14 protein-coding genes and 1 pseudogene are annotated in these 15,087 nt (G+C 71.6%); 9 read left to right on the forward strand and 6 right to left on the reverse strand.

All coding sequences use genetic code 11. The annotated features are described in order from the left end of the window. The first annotated feature begins 4 nt into the window (after window positions 1-4). The 9 genes from ACFZBU_RS27340 (at window position 5) to ACFZBU_RS27380 (ending at window position 9,569) form a co-directional block, all read left to right on the forward strand. Window positions 5-2,170 carry a DNA polymerase III subunit gamma and tau gene (locus tag ACFZBU_RS27340; RefSeq protein WP_391586319.1) on the forward strand — a complete coding sequence of 722 codons (2,166 nt, stop codon included), beginning with the start codon at window positions 5-7 and terminating at the stop codon, window positions 2,168-2,170. A gap of 254 nt (window positions 2,171-2,424) precedes the next feature. Beyond that, on the forward strand, window positions 2,425-2,769 hold the full coding sequence (locus ACFZBU_RS27345; RefSeq protein ID WP_020554881.1) for a YbaB/EbfC family nucleoid-associated protein: 345 nt from the start codon (window positions 2,425-2,427) through the stop codon (window positions 2,767-2,769). Window positions 2,770-2,964: 195 nt separating this feature from the next. Further along, window positions 2,965-3,564, forward strand: coding sequence for a recombination mediator RecR (gene recR, locus ACFZBU_RS27350; protein ID WP_391586320.1), 600 nt, complete (start codon window positions 2,965-2,967; stop codon window positions 3,562-3,564). After that, window positions 3,557-4,177 carry a DUF5063 domain-containing protein gene (locus ACFZBU_RS27355; protein ID WP_391586321.1) on the forward strand — a complete coding sequence of 207 codons (621 nt, stop codon included), beginning with the start codon at window positions 3,557-3,559 and terminating at the stop codon, window positions 4,175-4,177. The genes recR and ACFZBU_RS27355 overlap by 8 nt, the downstream gene beginning before the upstream one ends. Window positions 4,178-4,438: 261 nt before the next feature. Further along, window positions 4,439-5,707 (forward strand): aspartate kinase, encoded by a 1,269-nt coding sequence (locus ACFZBU_RS27360; protein WP_391586322.1) that lies wholly within the window; start codon window positions 4,439-4,441, stop codon window positions 5,705-5,707. Beyond that, the gene (locus ACFZBU_RS27365) at window positions 5,704-6,771 is read left to right on the forward strand and encodes an aspartate-semialdehyde dehydrogenase (RefSeq protein ID WP_020554885.1); all 1,068 of its coding nucleotides are present in this window, start codon (window positions 5,704-5,706) and stop codon (window positions 6,769-6,771) included. The genes ACFZBU_RS27360 and ACFZBU_RS27365 overlap by 4 nt, the downstream gene beginning before the upstream one ends. A gap of 389 nt (window positions 6,772-7,160) precedes the next feature. Further along, the gene (locus tag ACFZBU_RS27370; RefSeq protein ID WP_391586561.1) at window positions 7,161-7,748 is read left to right on the forward strand and encodes a SigE family RNA polymerase sigma factor; all 588 of its coding nucleotides are present in this window, start codon (window positions 7,161-7,163) and stop codon (window positions 7,746-7,748) included. Then, window positions 7,745-8,734, forward strand: a complete 990-nt coding sequence (locus ACFZBU_RS27375; protein ID WP_391586323.1) for a DUF4232 domain-containing protein — start codon at window positions 7,745-7,747, stop codon at window positions 8,732-8,734. Before ACFZBU_RS27370 ends, ACFZBU_RS27375 begins: the two co-directional genes overlap by 4 nt. Before the next feature lie 43 nt (window positions 8,735-8,777). Continuing rightward, a complete protein-coding gene (locus ACFZBU_RS27380; RefSeq protein ID WP_391586324.1) occupies window positions 8,778-9,569 on the forward strand; it encodes an SURF1 family protein in 792 nt (263 codons plus the stop codon). 98 nt (window positions 9,570-9,667) lie between these two features. Here ACFZBU_RS27380 and ACFZBU_RS27385 read toward each other — a convergent pair whose 3' ends face one another. From ACFZBU_RS27385 to ACFZBU_RS27410, 6 genes and pseudogenes are all read right to left on the reverse strand, one after another. Then, on the reverse strand, window positions 9,668-11,536 hold the full coding sequence (locus ACFZBU_RS27385; RefSeq protein WP_391586325.1) for a prolyl oligopeptidase family serine peptidase: 1,869 nt from the start codon (window positions 11,534-11,536) through the stop codon (window positions 9,668-9,670). Between the two features lie 12 nt (window positions 11,537-11,548). Further along, window positions 11,549-12,034 carry a cell wall hydrolase gene (locus ACFZBU_RS27390; RefSeq protein ID WP_391586326.1) on the reverse strand — a complete coding sequence of 162 codons (486 nt, stop codon included), beginning with the start codon at window positions 12,032-12,034 and terminating at the stop codon, window positions 11,549-11,551. Next, complete coding sequence (locus ACFZBU_RS27395; RefSeq protein WP_391586327.1) at window positions 12,018-13,352, reverse strand: CynX/NimT family MFS transporter; 1,335 nt, start codon at window positions 13,350-13,352, stop codon at window positions 12,018-12,020. Before ACFZBU_RS27395 ends, ACFZBU_RS27390 begins: the two co-directional genes overlap by 17 nt. Before the next feature lie 224 nt (window positions 13,353-13,576). After that, window positions 13,577-14,140 (reverse strand): annotated as a pseudogene (locus tag ACFZBU_RS27400) (transposase); the annotation flags it as partial. Next, window positions 14,056-14,598, reverse strand: a complete 543-nt coding sequence (locus ACFZBU_RS27405) for a winged helix-turn-helix domain-containing protein (protein ID WP_391586328.1) — start codon at window positions 14,596-14,598, stop codon at window positions 14,056-14,058. The pseudogene ACFZBU_RS27400 and the gene ACFZBU_RS27405, both read right to left, overlap by 85 nt. A 60-nt stretch (window positions 14,599-14,658) precedes the next feature. Then, window positions 14,659-15,051 carry a hypothetical protein gene (locus tag ACFZBU_RS27410; RefSeq protein WP_317872977.1) on the reverse strand — a complete coding sequence of 131 codons (393 nt, stop codon included), beginning with the start codon at window positions 15,049-15,051 and terminating at the stop codon, window positions 14,659-14,661. Window positions 15,052-15,087 lie beyond the last annotated feature (36 nt).

The raw sequence follows: 15,087 nt of genomic DNA on the forward strand, positions 1-15,087 counted from the left end.
GGGCGTGTCGCTCGCCCTCTACCGTCGCTACCGCCCCGAGACCTATGCAGAGGTCATCGGGCAGGAGCACGTGACGGAACCCCTCATGCAGGCCCTGCGGAACAACCGCGTCAATCACGCCTATCTGTTCAGTGGGCCGCGAGGGTGTGGCAAGACCACCAGCGCGCGCATTCTTGCCCGGTGTCTCAACTGTGAGCAGGGGCCCACGCCCACGCCCTGCGGTGAGTGTCAGTCGTGTCGGGACCTCGGTCTCGGCGGGCCCGGCAGCATCGACGTGATCGAGATCGACGCCGCGTCGCACGGTGGTGTGGACGACGCTCGCGACCTGCGGGAGAAGGCGCACTTCTCGCCGGTGAGCTCGCGCTACAAGATCTACATCATCGACGAGGCGCACATGGTCACGTCGGCGGGCTTCAACGCGTTGCTCAAGGTGGTCGAGGAGCCGCCGGAGCACCTGAAGTTCATCTTTGCCACCACCGAGCCGGAGAAGGTGATCGGGACCATCCGGTCCCGGACGCACCACTACCCGTTCCGGCTGGTGCCGCCCGGTGTGCTGCGCGACCACCTCGCCTCCGTGTGCGAGACCGAGGGCATCAAGGTCGAGCCGGCGGTGTTGCCGCTCGTGGTGCGGGCCGGCGCCGGGTCGGTGCGGGACTCGATGTCGGTGATGGACCAGTTGCTCGCGGGTGCCACCGACGACGGTGTCACCTACGCGATGGCCACCTCGCTGCTCGGGTTCACCGATCGGTCGCTGCTGGACGACGTGGTCGAGGCGTTCGTCGCGCAGGATGGCGGGGCCGCCTTCGAGTTGGTGGACCGGGTGATCGAGGGGGGCTACGACCCGCGCCGGTTCGTGGCCGACCTGCTGGAGCGGCTGCGCGACCTGGTGATCCTGGCCGCAGTGCCGGACGCGGCCGACAAGGGCCTGATCGATGTGCCCGCCGACCAGCTGGAGCGCATGGTCCGGCACGCCGCCGAGTTCGGCCGGGCCGGGCTCACCCGCGCCGCCGACATCGTCAACACCGGCCTCACCGAGATGCGCGGCGCCACCGCGCCCCGGCTCCAGTTGGAGCTGATCTGCGCGCGGGTACTGCTGCCCGCCGTCGACTCCGGCGAGCAGGGCCTGCAGACGCGCCTGGAACGCCTCGAACGCCGCGTGTCCGTCGGCGGCCTCCCCACGGGGCCCGCCGCCCCCACCACCCCGGACCAGGCCCGCACCGACGCCGGAGCGGCCCCCGCGCAGGCCCGCCCGCAGCAGACCGCTCCGCCCCAGCCCCCCGTACCGGCTCCCGCGACCCACCCGCAGCCGCAACACCCACAACACCCACAACCTCAGCAGCCGCAACAGCACCAACAGCAGCCCGCCACCACCCCCGGCGCCTGGCCCCAAGCCCGCACCGCCGGCTCCGGCCCACCCCCCGCCGCCCCCCAGCAGCACCCGCAACAGCCCCACCAGCCCCACCAAGCACCCCCCGCCGCCCCCGCCCAGGCCACCGGCCAGGCCACCGGCGACCTGGCCCGCGTCCACGAAATGTGGCCGCAGATCCTGGACGCCGTGCGCGGCCGCAACCGGGTGGCCTGGATGATGTTGCAGACGGTGACCGTGGCCGGATTCGACGGCACCACGCTGACCCTCGCGTTCGAGCAGGCGGGCACCCGTGAGGGCTTCCGCAGCAGCGGCCGGGACGAGATCGTCCGGCAGTCCGTGCAGGACGCCTTCGGCTTCGACTGGCGGATCGACTGCGTCGTCACCGGCGAGGCAGGCGCCGCGCCCGCCCGCCGCCCCGGCGGCCCGGCCCCGACCCCGTCCACAGCCCCGGCCCCGGCTCCCGTCCCGACCGCGACCCCGCCCGTCGATCGCGCGCCCGCCGCCCCGCCCCCCGGCGCTTGGCCCGGCGCCCCGGCCCCGACGGCCCCGGCCCCGACCCCTCCGGTCGCGACCCCGCCGCCCGCCCAGACCCGCCCCGCCACCGCCCCGTCGCAGCCGCCGCCCACCCGCCCGCAGCCCAGGCAGGCACCACCACCGCCGCCCGAGCCGGACTTCGACATCCCCGAGGACATCGGCCGCTACGACGACGAAGACTTGGCCGACGACGGCGGCCTGTCCACCCACGAACTGCTCACCCGCGAACTCGGCGCGACGATCATCGACGAGTCGCCCACCACCTGACGCACCCACCGCCCCGGCACCGACTCCACCCGATCCGGCACCCGGTACCGACCCCAACCCGCCCCGGTACCGACCCGGCACCCCCACCACCCGACCGCCGGCGACCGGCACCCGACCCACCGCCGACCCACCGATGCGTGCCGTCGCCGCGCATCGGCCCCGCCCGGAGCCGTAGGCTCGACGGAAGGACGGCGGCCGAGCGGGCGCCGCCCCGAGGCGGTGCGAAGCCGCGTCCGAGCGACGAAGGGTGTCCAGTGTTTCCCGGTGGTGGCCAGCCCGACATGCAGCAGCTGCTGCAGCAGGCGCAGAAGATGCAGCAGGACCTCATGGCGGCGCAGGACGAACTCGCGCGCACCCAGGTGACCGGGAGCGCCGGCGGCGGCCTGGTGACCGCGACCGTGTCCGGCGCCGGTGAGCTGCTGGCTCTGGAGATCTCGCCGTCCGCGGTGGATCCTGAGGACACGGAGACCCTCGGCGACCTCATCGTCGCCGCGGTGCGCGACGCCAACCGCGCGGCTCTGGAGATGCAGTCCCAGTTGATGGGCCCGCTGGCCCAGGGCATGGGCGGCGGCGGTCCACTCGGGCTGCCCGGCATGTGAGCCGAGCCCCCACAACCGAAAGCCGAACCCACCGAAGACCCATCGCAAAGCCCGTCACAAGGCCCGGCAAGAGAACCCACCGAAAGAACCCACCGAAGCCGAAAAGCCCACCGAAAGCCCACCGAAACACCAGGCAGCCCACAAGCAGCCCACCAAGCAGCCCCCGAACAACCAAAGCAAGCAGGGAGACGGTAGGTGTACGAAGGCGTCGTACAGGACCTCATCGACGAGCTGGGCCGACTGCCCGGTGTAGGGCCCAAGAGCGCGCAACGCATCGCCTTCCACCTCCTGGCGGCCGACCCGGCCGACGTCCGGCGCCTCGTGCACGCGCTCACCGAGGTCAAGGACAAGGTGCGGTTCTGCGCCACATGCGGCAACGTGGCGGAATCGGAGCAGTGCCGAATCTGTCTCGACCCGCGACGCGACGTCGCGGTGATCTGCGTGGTCGAGGAGTCCAAGGATGTCGTGGCGATCGAGAAGACCCGCGAGTTCCGGGGCCGGTACCACGTGCTCGGTGGCGCGATCAGCCCGATCGAGGGCGTGGGGCCCGACGACCTGCGGATTCGTGAGCTGATGACCCGGCTCGCGGACGGTGTGGTGACCGAGTTGATCCTGGCCACCGATCCGAACCTGGAAGGAGAGGCGACCGCGACGTACCTGGCTCGCCTGTGCAAGCCGATGGGTCTGCGTGTGACCCGGTTGGCCAGCGGGCTGCCGGTGGGGGGCGACCTGGAGTACGCCGACGAGGTCACGCTCGGGCGTGCCTTCGAGGGGAGACGACTGCTCGATGTCTGACGACCTGAACGAATTCACCAGTGAGATCGCCGACCAGATCGACAGCTTCGTCCTGGCCGTCACCGAGGTGGCCAAGGGCGAGGAGCCGGAGCAGGCGGTGTCGATGCTGCTCCTCGAGGTCTCGCAGCTCATGCTTGCGGGCGGCCGGCTCGGCGCGATCGCCGACGTGGTGCCGGACGACCGCTTCGAGCCCGACTCGGGTCCCGATCCGGACGTCGACGCGCTGCGTTCGGCGCTGTCCCGGTTGCTGGAGCCGATCGACGTGTACTACGAGGTCTTCGACCCGTACGTGCCCAAGTCCAAACCGGTCGCGGCGCGGCTGTCGGACGACGTCGCCGGCGTCGTCGCCGACCTCGCCCACGGGCTGGCCCACCATCGGGCCGGACGCAGCCGGGAGGCGCTGTGGTGGTGGCAGTTCTCGTACATGTCCAACTGGGGCGCGACCGCGAGCGCGGTGTTGCGTGCGCTGCAATCGGTGGTGTCGCACGCCCGCCTGGACGATCCGATCACGGAGAGTCTGGACCCGGACGGACAGGCGCTCGCCGACGAGTTGGTCGACGAACTCGCCGAGCAACTCGACGACGCCGTGGTCCTGGGCGGCCCGCACACCTGATCGCCCCGATCGCGCCCCGATCGCGCCGAACTCCCCGACCGCTCCGAACTTCCCGAAACCACGCGATTCGGCTGGTTCGCAAGCGAGTCTCGGCGCCGGGTAGGGCGTTTGGTGTTGTTGGTGCCGAATGCCGCTCAGTGATGCGTACGTCGCACAATCCCGCCTACTGATACGTACGTCTCACAATGTGAATAAAGCTTTGACCACCGAGCGGCCTAGTTAGACTGTGCCGACCGCACAGATATCAAGCGAGGAGCGCACGTGGGCCTTGTCGTGCAGAAGTACGGCGGCTCCTCCGTCGCCGATGCCGAGGGCATCAAGCGCGTGGCCAAGCGAATCGTCGACACCAAGAAGCAGGGCCACGAAGTGGTCGTGGTGGTGTCCGCGATGGGCGACACGACGGATGAGCTGATCGATCTGGCGCAGCAGGTGAGTCCCATCCCTTCCGGGCGCGAGCTCGACATGCTGCTCACCGCGGGTGAGCGGATGTCGATGGCGCTGTTGGCGATGGCGATCAAAAACCTGGGCGTCGACGCACGGTCGTTCACCGGCAGCCAAGCCGGTGTGATCACCGACGCGGTCCACAACAAAGCGCGCATCATCGATGTGACGCCGGGGCGGATCCGCTCCGCGCTCGACGAGGGCGCGATCGCGATCGTGGCCGGCTTCCAGGGCGTGTCCCAGGACACGAAGGACATCACCACGCTCGGCCGCGGGGGCTCGGACACCACCGCCGTCGCGCTGGCCGCCGCGCTGAACGCCGAGGTCTGCGAGATCTACACGGACGTGGACGGCATCTTCACCGCCGACCCCCGCGTGGTGAAGAAGGCCCGGAAGATCTCCCGGATCAGCTACCAGGAGATGCTGGAGCTGGCCGCGAGCGGATCCAAGGTGCTGCACCTGCGGTGCGTGGAGTACGCCCGCCGCTACGACATGCCCGTGCACGTGCGGTCGTCCTTCTCGGGACTCGTCGGCACTTGGGTGACGGATGAACCCGAAGGGGACGACATGGAGCACGCGATCATCTCCGGGGTCGCCCACGACACCAGCGAAGCGAAGATCACGGTGGTCGGGGTCCCGGACAAGCCGGGCGAGGCGGCCAAGATCTTCCGCCTGGTGGCGGACAACGAGATCAACATCGACATGATCGTGCAGAACGTCTCCGCGGCCTCCACGGGCCGTACCGACATCTCCTTCACGCTGCCGATGTCCGACGGTCAGAGTGCGATGACCGCGCTGACCAAGGCCCAGGCCGAGATCGGCTTCGAGTCGCTGCGCTACGACGACCAGATCGGCAAGATCTCGCTCGTCGGCGCCGGCATGCGCTCGCACCCGGGCGTCACCGCCAAGTTCTTCGAATCGCTCACCGGCGCGGGGGTGAACATCGAGCTGATCTCGACATCCGAGATCCGGATCTCGGTGGTCTGCCGCGCCGACGGCGTTCCGGCCGCCGTACAGGCCGTGCACACCGCGTTCGGCCTGGACGACCAGTCCGGCGAAGCCGTCGTCTACGGAGGTACCGGCCGATGACCCGCAAGGACAAGCCCACCCTGGCCGTGGTCGGCGCCACCGGCGCGGTCGGCACGGTGATGCTCGAACTGCTCTCCACCCGCCAGGACGTGTGGGGCGAGATCCGGCTGATCGCCTCCGCGCGCAGCGCGGGCAAGAAGCTCGTCGTGCGCGGCGAGGAGGTCGAGGTCATCGCGCTGAGCGAGGAATGCTTCGACGGCGTGGACGTCGCGATGTTCGACGTGCCCGACGAGGTCTCCGCGCACTGGGCGCCGATCGCCGCGAGCAAGGGCGCGGTCGCGGTGGACAACTCCGGCGCGTTCCGGATGGACCCCGAGGTCCCGCTCGTGGTGCCCGAGGTCAACGCCGCCGCGGCGCGGGTGCGTCCGCGCGGCATCATCTCCAACCCCAACTGCACGACGCTGACCATGGTCGTAGCACTGGGCGCGCTGCACGCCGAGCTGGGCCTCAAGGAGCTCGTGGTCGCGTCGTACCAGGCCGCGTCCGGCGCCGGGCAGCCCGGTGTCGACGCGCTGCGCGAGCAGATCGGCAAGGTCGCGGGCAGCCAGACGCTGGGCACCCAGCCCGGCGACGTGCGCCGTGCGGTGGGCGACTTCGGCCCCTTCCCGGCGCCGCTCGCGCTCAACGTGGTGCCGTGGGCCGGTTCGCTCAAGGACGACGGGTGGTCGTCCGAGGAGCTCAAGGTTCGCAACGAGTCCCGCAAGATCCTGGGGCTGCCCGACCTGAAGGTGCACACGACCTGCGTGCGCGTCCCGGTGATCACCACACACTCGCTCGCGGTGCACGCCGTGTTCGAGAACGAGGTCTCGGTCGCCCGCGCGCACGAGATCCTGGACGGTGCTCCCGGCGTCGTGCTGTGCGACGACCCGGAGAACGGCGAGTTCCCGACGCCGGCCGACGTGGTCGGTACCGACCCGACCTGGGTCGGCCGGGTGCGTCGTTCGATCGACGACCCGTTCGCGCTCGACATGTTCATGTGCGGGGACAACCTGCGCAAGGGCGCGGCGCTGAACACCGCCCAGATCGCCGAGGTCGTCGCCGCGGAACTGGTCGAGCGCGACTAGTCGCGGACCGCGGAGCGTTGCGGCAGCCGGTGTTCCCCGAGTGGGGACACCGGCTGCCGTGCGTGCGGCGACCGCTTCCCGGACCCGAGCGACCGCCTCCGGACCCGAGACAGCCGCTTCCGGACCCGAGCACCTGCCTGTCTCCCGGACCCGAGACAGCCGCCTCCCCGACCCGAGCAGCCGCCCCGGACCCGAGACAACCGCCCCCCCCGGACCCGAGACAACCGCCCCCGGGACCCGAGACAGCCCCTTCCAGGACCCGAGTAGCTGACTGCACATCACCCGGCCCACTACGGTGGGCGGATGTGTGGCTGAGCCGACGACCGTCCCCGGATCGCAGGCGTATACAACCTTCCCGGGGGGTCGAGTGTCCAACAGTCGTGGCAGAAATGGTCGTGAGGGCGGAACCGGCGCTGCGCCCGGTCCGAATGCCTGTGGTCGGCGCGCTGGATCAGGGCGTTTCGGGAGTTTCCGTGTCCTCTGACGCGGGCGTCTCGATAGACGTCCTCACCGAGACCTATCGCGCCCACTATGGTTCGTTGTTGCGCTTGGCTTCCCTGTTGCTCGACGACACCGATTCGTGTGAGGACGTGGTGCAGGAGTCGTTCGTCCGGGTGCACACCGCCCGGCATCGGTTGCGCGAGGCCGACAAGACGCTGGCCTACCTGCGGCAGACCGTGGTGAACCTGTCCCGGTCGACGCTGCGGCGGCGGATCATGGGCATGCGCCTGCTGTCCAAGCCCGAGCCGGAATCGACGAGTACCGAGGACGGCTCACGGCACGTGTTGGAACGCGACGTGCTGGTAAGGGCGTTGCGCGAATTGCAACGGCGGCAGCGGGAAGTGATCGTGCTGCGCTATTACGCTGATCTGACAGAGGCTCAGGTGGCCGATCTGCTCGGACTGTCGGTCGGCTCGGTGAAGGCGTACGCCTCACGCGGACTGGAAGCCCTCCGGGCCCGGATGGAGACGCCGTGACGAACGACCCGGGGACCCTTGGTCCCGACCCCGACGACCTCGCGGCAGAGGTGCGCCGGCGACTGCATGCGGCGGTGGCCGACGTACGGCCCTCGTCGGACGCGTTGGACCGGCTGCGGGTGGCCGTGCCGGCCCGGCGCAGACAACGGCGGGTGGCCACGCTCGGCGCCGCCGGGCTGGTGGCGGCGCTGCTGGTCGGCACACCCGTGTTGCGGACCGCCGTGGACGGCGGCGGCGACTCGAAGTCGAATGTCGGCGGGATCCAGTCCTCGTCGTCCCCGGTCAACGTCACGGAGCCGTTGCCGGGGCCGAGCGAGGGGATGAGCGCCGGGATTCCGGGCGGGGCCGGACAGTCCCACCCGCCGACCCGAGGCGGCACCCCGACGAACGGATCCGGCGCCTCGACCGCGCCGACGAGCGGGCAGAGCGCGGGCACCGGACAGAGCGCGCCGCCCGCGAGCAGCGCGCCGCCGAGCGAGACCGCGCCGCCGGCCAAGCCGACCCCCGCGTGTCTGACCACCGACCTGTCCGGGGAGGACGCCCGGCTCGGACCGGTCGGCGCCGACGGCCTGGCGTACGGCGTGCTCCAGGTGCGCAGCAACGCGCGCAAGGACTGCCAGGTGACCGGCCCCGGAGTGGTCTCGGTGGGCTCGCCGCCCGGGAACCCGATCGTGCAGGTCACCGTGCACCAGCACACGGCCGGCGACGGCGCGGCCGGGTTGCCGCTGCTGCCCGAGTCGACGGGCACGGTGATCACGCTTCGACCGGGCCAGGCCTACGAGTTCCAGTTCGCGTGGCAACCGCAGGTGCCGGCCGCGGACGGCAGGTGCGCCCCCGATGCGCCCAAGGCGCCGGTGCCCGCGCTCGGCTACGCACTCGTCGCCAACGACTTCAACGTGGCCAAGGTGGCGCTGACGCCCACGTGCGGCGGCACCGTGTTCCGCACCGACATCTATCGGACGGGGGACTACCCGCGCGCGAGGTGACACCCGCGCTCGGATGCCGTCGGCCGACGGTTACCGTTGGGGGGTGTACCGGTTCCTGCTCCAGCCGCGCTGGCTGGTCTTCCACATGATCGTGCTCGTCGCGGTCCCGGTGTGCGCGGCGCTGGGGCTGTGGCAGTTCCACCGCTACGGCGAGCACAAGGGCGGCGGGAGCACCGGGGAGAAGGTGTCCACGGCTCCCGCGGTGCCGATCGGTGACCTCGTGCCGCCGGGCGGCCGGGTCGAGGGTGCCGATCGCGGCCGTTCGGTCACGGTGAGCGGCACCTACGACGTGAGCCGCCAACTCGTGGTGCCCGGGCGCCGACTCGACGGGCGTACCGGGTCGTACGTGGTCACCCCGCTGCTGGTCGCCGGGGCGCCGGCGGTCGTGGTCAACCGCGGCTGGGTCGAGGGCGACAACGTTCCTGCGCCGCCGGCCGGACCGGTCACCGTCACCGGTCGGCTGGAATGGTCCGAGGCGGAGCACACCTCGGACGCGGAACGCGCCACCGACCTGCGGCCGGGGCAACTCTCCATGATCAGCACCCCCGAGCTGGTCAACATGCTGCCGTACCCGCTCACCGACGGGTTCGTCGCGCTGACCGCGCAGACCCCGGCCGCCGATGCGGCCGCGCTGGCGCCGATGCCGGCGGCGAAGAAGACCGAGGGCGGCGGGATTTCCGGCCGGGCCTGGCAGAACCTGGGCTATACCGCGCAGTGGTTCGTCTTCGCCGGCGCCGCCGTGTTCGTGTGGTGGCGCGTGGTCCGCCGGGAGGCGGACGACCGGGCCGAGGAGCGGGAGGCGCAACTGCTCGCGGAGCTGGGCGTCGAGAGCTGACACCCAGCCCCGTCGTGCGGCACGTGCGCAGCCGGTTCCTGACCGGCGGATCGCGATGGCCGGCGGCGCGGCCGCCGAGATTCGCCGGCCGGGGCGGCCTACGCCGGGTTCGGGATCGGCAGGCCGATCACCTGGTCGACGAAGGCGAACTCCTGGCGCATCTGCCGGATGCGCTCCTCGACGACCAGCGAGCCGTGGCCCGCGTCGTAGCGGTAGACCTCATGCGGCTTGCCGAGTTCGGCCAGCCGCGCGACGTAGTTCTCGATCTGCTTGATCGGGCAGCGCGGGTCGTTCTCGCCGGCGCTGATGTACACCGGGACCCGCACCTTCTCGACGTAGGTCAGCGGCGAGGACGCGGCCCAGCGCTCGGGGACCTCCTCGGGCGTACCGCCGAGCAGCGTGCGGTCCATCGCCTTCAGTACGTCCATCTCGTCGTGGTAGGCCGTGACGTAGTCCGCGACCGGCACCGCGGCCAGCCCCAGCGCCCACGCGTCCGGCTGCACGCCCAGGCCGAGCAGGGTCAGATAGCCGCCCCACGAGCCGCCGGAGAGCACGATGCGCTCGGGATCGGCCAGGCCCGACTCGACGGCCCACTCGCGGACCGCGCCGATGTCCTCCAGCTCGATCAGGCCGATCCGCACCCGCAGCGCGTCGGTCCAGTCCTTGCCGTAGCCGGTCGAGCCCCGGTAGTTGACCCGGACCACCGCGAAGCCGTGGTCGACCCAGGCCGCGACGTCCGCCGCGAAGTGGTCGCCGTCGTGCGCGGTGGGCCCGCCGTGGATGTTGAACACGGTCGGGAAGGGACCCTCGCCCGCGGGCTTGGACACCAGCGCGTGCACCTTGCCGCCCGGCCCCTCCACCCACGCGTCGGTGACCGGGACCGACCCGGGCGGACGCTCGCCGGGCGGGGTGAGCAGTACGTCACCCGTGGTCGAGCGCAGTTCGGAGGGGGTCGAACCGCTCGACCAGTGGTACTCGACGCTGCCGTCGGGCCGGGCGCCGGCTGCGCCGATGGTGCCCGGCGGGGTGTCGATCCGGGTGAGCTCCTTGCTCGCCAGGTCGTAGCGGTACAGCTCGGAACGTCCGTGCTGCTCGTGGTCGATCAGCAGCGCCCGGCCGTCGGGATACCAGTCGGCGGACAGGTCGCCGGGCAGCCCGAGGTCGAGCTCGGTTTCGATGCCGGTCAGCGGCTCCCACAGCAGCGGTTCGTCCCGGCCGCGGCGCTGGTGGATGACCAGCACGCGCTGGTCGCCGGCGACGGGGGAGAAGCCCATCGCGGACAGGTCCGAGTCGGGTTGCCCGCCCTCGGGGCCGTCGTGCAGGTCGGCCACGGGCGTGCCGTCCAGGCGCAGTACGCGCAGCGAAGCGTGCATCGCGTCGCCGTGCTCGTTGTGCGCGACGACCAGGTGGGTGGCGTCCTCGGACAGCGCGGACAACCACGCCGACTCGGTGTGGCGGTACACGGTCACCGGGTCGGCGCCGGGGCGGGCGACGTGGATCGTGGAGCCCTCGTCGTCGGTCATCCGGCCGACCACGACCGTGCCGTCGTTCGCCAGACCGAGGCCGCCGGGGTAGGACGGTGCGAGACCGGGAACGGCGACCTCGTCCGGGCCGCCGTCGAACGGCTGGCGCATCCAGACGCCGAGTTCGTCGCCGTCGGTGTCGGCGAACCACCAGATCCAGCGCCCGTCCGGGCTGATCCGGGACGACGAGGTGCCGTTGGGCCGGTCGGTCACCTGACGTTGTGCGCCGCTGACCCGGTCCCAGGCGTACACCTCGAAGGTGCCGGAGGCGTTGGAGACGAAGACGGACTTCGCGGGCGCGTGGTCGGCCCAGCGCGGCAGGCCGATCCGGGCCGCGCGGTAGCGGCGTTCCCAGGCCGGAACGGGCGGCGGGGGCGCATCGGACGGGCTCTGGGGTTCGGTGACGGAGGTGGAGTTCAAGGCGCTGTTCTCGGGAGCGGGCATGTCGCAATTCAACTACGGGAGGGGGTGGTTGTGTTCCGTCACCGGGCGGCACCGTTTGACTCCGAACAGGCGTGCGTAGCCGGGGTGGGCGGCGAACTCGGCGTACGACCAGACGGCCGGCCGACCGACCTCCCGGCACAGGTGCAGCACCCGGTCGGGGCCCAGGTGCACCCCGATGTGCGCGGCGTAGCCGGGATCGCGGTCCGGGCGCGGTCCGGCGTCGAACAGGAGCAGGTCCAGCGGCGCGGGTTCGGCGACCCGCACGGTGGCGGTGTCGTCGGCCCACAGCTCGGACGAGCGCAGCGGAGGGACGTGCAGGCCGTGATGGGCGAGGAAGGCGTACGCGTACAGCTGGCAGTTGGCACCGGCGCTCAGGTCACCGGCCGCGACGGCCTGCGGGTGGCGGGCGTAGACGTACGGGACGCCCCGGAAGCGGGGCGGGAGGGCGGACAGTGCCGGGGGGACGGACGGTGACGGATGCTCAGGGGTGTCGGGCATGCTTGGGATCCAACCCGAGCGAGACCGCGAGTTCCACCAGGGTCATCGCGAACAGCACCGCGAACACCGCGGTGTAGTCGCCGGTCAGGTCGTGGATCGTGCCGAACACGATCTGCAGCGCGGCGGCGATCGGATAGCCGATCAGGAACGTCATCGCGGACAGCCGGCCGGCCGCCGCCGGGCTCGGTGCGAAGCGGACGAGCATCACCAGCATCAACGGGAACGCGCCGCCGAGTGTCAGGCCGAGCAGCGCGATGGTGGGCCACGGCGCCAGATCCGGCGCGAACGCGAGCAGGCCCATGCCGACCACGGCCCCCGCGACGGTGACCGCGAACAGCGGCCGGGGATCGGTGAAGCGGTCCGCGAGCAGCGGGATCACCAGGCCGGAGACGATCCCGGTGAGGCCGAACACGGACAGCAGCAGCCCCGCGCGCTCGGCGCTCCAGCCCTGCTCCTCGTAGGCGGCGGGCACCCAGCCGACCACGCCGTAGTAGGCGGTGGTCTGCATGACCAGGAAGACGGCGAGGATCCAGGCCACGGGGCGTCGCCAGGGGGAGGTGTCGGGCGCGGCGGTGCCGGGTGCGGGTGCGGGTGTGGGCTCGGTGCGCCGGGCCTCGGTTGCGTCGGTGGTGCCGGTGCCGGTGCCGGTGCCGGTGCCGGTGCCGGTTCGGCTCGGGTCGGTCCGTACCGGCTTCGCGCGTCGGATCACCGGGAGCCAGGCGAACAGGCCCAGCACCGCCGGGATCGCGACCACGCCGAGGGAGAGCTGCCACGACCCGAAGCCGTCGGACAGCGGTACGGCGAGCGCGCTCGCACCCGCCGCGCCGACCCCGACCGCCGCGCTGTACAACCCGGTGACCGCCCCCGCATGCTCGGCGAAGTGCGTCTTGACCACACCCGGCAGCGCCGCGCCCAGGACCGCGATCCCGGCACCGGCGACCAACGTGCCCAGGAAGAGCAGGACGACCGAGGCCCCACCCAGCCGGATCAGCACCCCCACGAGCAGCACGACCACCGACGCGGCCACGGTGCGCTCGTACCCGTACCGAGCGGCCCCACGGTGCGCGAGCGGCGCGAACACCCCCATCGACACCACCGGAATCGCGGTCAGCACCCCGGCGGCGGCCCCCGACAGCCCGAGATCCTCCCGAATCGAGGTGAGCAGCGGCGGCACATCGGTGATCGCCCCACGCAGATTGATCGCCACCAGGAACAGCGCGACCAACGTCAGGACGGCCCCGGGCGCCCGCTCGGCTCGCCCACTCGGCATCGACTCGGCGACAAGATCACGACGCACCTGCGCACGGGCTGACGGCATGGCTGTACTACCTCGTTCGTGAAGACGACAACGGCTGCGCTCGCCGCCCCCCGACCGGACGAACCGAAGCTGACCAACCGGCCAACCATAGACACCGGCCGCTTGATTCCCGCCGGCCGGAGCCGCGCACGGCTCTGACCCCGACTGCGGCTCCACCGGGCATCACACAGCGTGCGTGCCCACCTGCGCGAATGCGCCGTCGCACTACTGACTTCGGCTTGTCGGGGTGACGTTGGGGTGGCGAGGGTCAGGCCGGTGCCGGCTATGAAACCGTCGAGGGTCTCGGGCCGGTACTGCAGGCGTTTGAGCCGGTTGCGGACGAGGGCCTCGAGTCGGTCGAGGGCGACCACGGCGAGGTTCGCCAGGCTGCGCTTGACGTGTGCGCAGACCCACTCCACGGGGTTGAGGTCCGGCGAGTAGGCGGGCAGCAGGAACACCGTCAGCCAGGCACGTTCGGCGATCAAGTCGCGCATGGCGTGGGAGACGTGGGTGTTCGGACGGTCCCAGACCAGCACGATCGGCGCCTTGACCAGCTGGTGGACGCCGTCGATCAGCGCGATGAAGTCGCGCTCGCCCATGCTGCGGCGCTTGCCTCTGCCCGCGGGATGGGATCGCAGACGGTGGCACAGCCGGGTACGGGAGCCGGGCCGCATGGCGATCAGCCCGGCCACCGACAGACGTTCCGAGCGCCGGCCGCTGACCGTCACGACAGGGGTGCGGCCCCGTCGGCCCCAGGTGCGTCCTTTGGGCGGCCGGCGGGTGAAGCCTGCCGCGTCCTCGAAGCAGATGTAGCCCCCGCAGGCCGCCCGCGCTCTTTTACCTCCGCCCAGGTCGCCTCCTTCCACGCAGTGACGGCCTGCTCGTCGCGCTCGGCGACCTTCCGCGCGGGGACCTGCGGGCCGAAGCCGAGCCGGTGCATCAGCCTCGTGGCGCCCGAGACGCTGTAGGAGACGGGGAACTTCCGGCTGATCAGCGTGGCCACCCGCGCCGCGGTCCACACCTGGTCCTCCACCCGACCGTGTTCTGCCGGGCCCTGTTCCAGGTACACGGCCGGTTTCTCCAGGCAGCGCGGGGACAGACGGCATCGAGATCCGCTCGGGCCGCGGGAGGCCAGTGCCCCAGCCCCACCCTCCCGCCCCAATTCGTGCCACTGGTAGGCCGACTTCGGGCTCACCCGCAGTCGTCGCGCGACTTCCGGTGCCTTGACTCCCCGCTCGAACAGCTCGGCCGCCTGGATCCGTACCACTTCCCGACGCTCACGGCCCGCGGCGGTCAGCCTTCACCCTGACGAGCCGAAGTCGGGTAGTCAATCGTGATGGTTCGGGAACGGCGGCGGAGCGGTGTGGCCGGCGGGGAGGTTCCCGGTGAACATGAACTCCTCCAGGGCCGTCACGAGCGCGGTCCGGCTCCTGGTGGTCCAGGTGCCGAGAGGGGTGGGCTCGCGGGTGCTCCGTCCCTTCCGTCCGAATCCGGCGAGCCGGAGGAAGTCGACGCCGTAGGCCCCCTTGGGATCGCCCTCCGGCTCCCAGCGCGCGTCGAAGCAGAGCCCGTCGTGCACCCGGTGGCCGCTCACCAGCGCGGAGCCGTAGAACCACTCGATGGTCTCCGGTGAAGGGTCCACGGCGTAGAGGCTGTTGATGTCGATCCGCCAGCCGGGTGCCACGCGCAGGGGCTGCAGCCCTCGCCAGACCTCGCTCACGCCGTCCGCCGTCCGTTCGTCCGGCGGCGCGTTCGC

It is taken from the genome of Embleya sp. NPDC008237 (assembly GCF_042956465.1).
Lineage (GTDB): Bacteria > Actinomycetota > Actinomycetes > Streptomycetales > Streptomycetaceae > Embleya.

Excerpts from the sequence above, each read along its gene's own strand:
- ACFZBU_RS27355 (WP_391586321.1), top strand. The coding sequence starts at position 3,557 with ATGTCTGACGACCTGAACGAATTCACCAGTGAGATCGCCGACCAGATC.
- ACFZBU_RS27365 (WP_020554885.1), top strand. The coding sequence starts at position 5,704 with ATGACCCGCAAGGACAAGCCCACCCTGGCCGTGGTCGGCGCCACCGGC.
- ACFZBU_RS27370 (WP_391586561.1), top strand. The coding sequence starts at position 7,161 with ATGGTCGTGAGGGCGGAACCGGCGCTGCGCCCGGTCCGAATGCCTGTG.
- ACFZBU_RS27385 (WP_391586325.1), bottom strand. The coding sequence starts at position 11,536 with ATGCCCGCTCCCGAGAACAGCGCCTTGAACTCCACCTCCGTCACCGAA.
- ACFZBU_RS27390 (WP_391586326.1), bottom strand. The coding sequence starts at position 12,034 with ATGCCCGACACCCCTGAGCATCCGTCACCGTCCGTCCCCCCGGCACTG.
- ACFZBU_RS27395 (WP_391586327.1), bottom strand. The coding sequence starts at position 13,352 with ATGCCGTCAGCCCGTGCGCAGGTGCGTCGTGATCTTGTCGCCGAGTCG.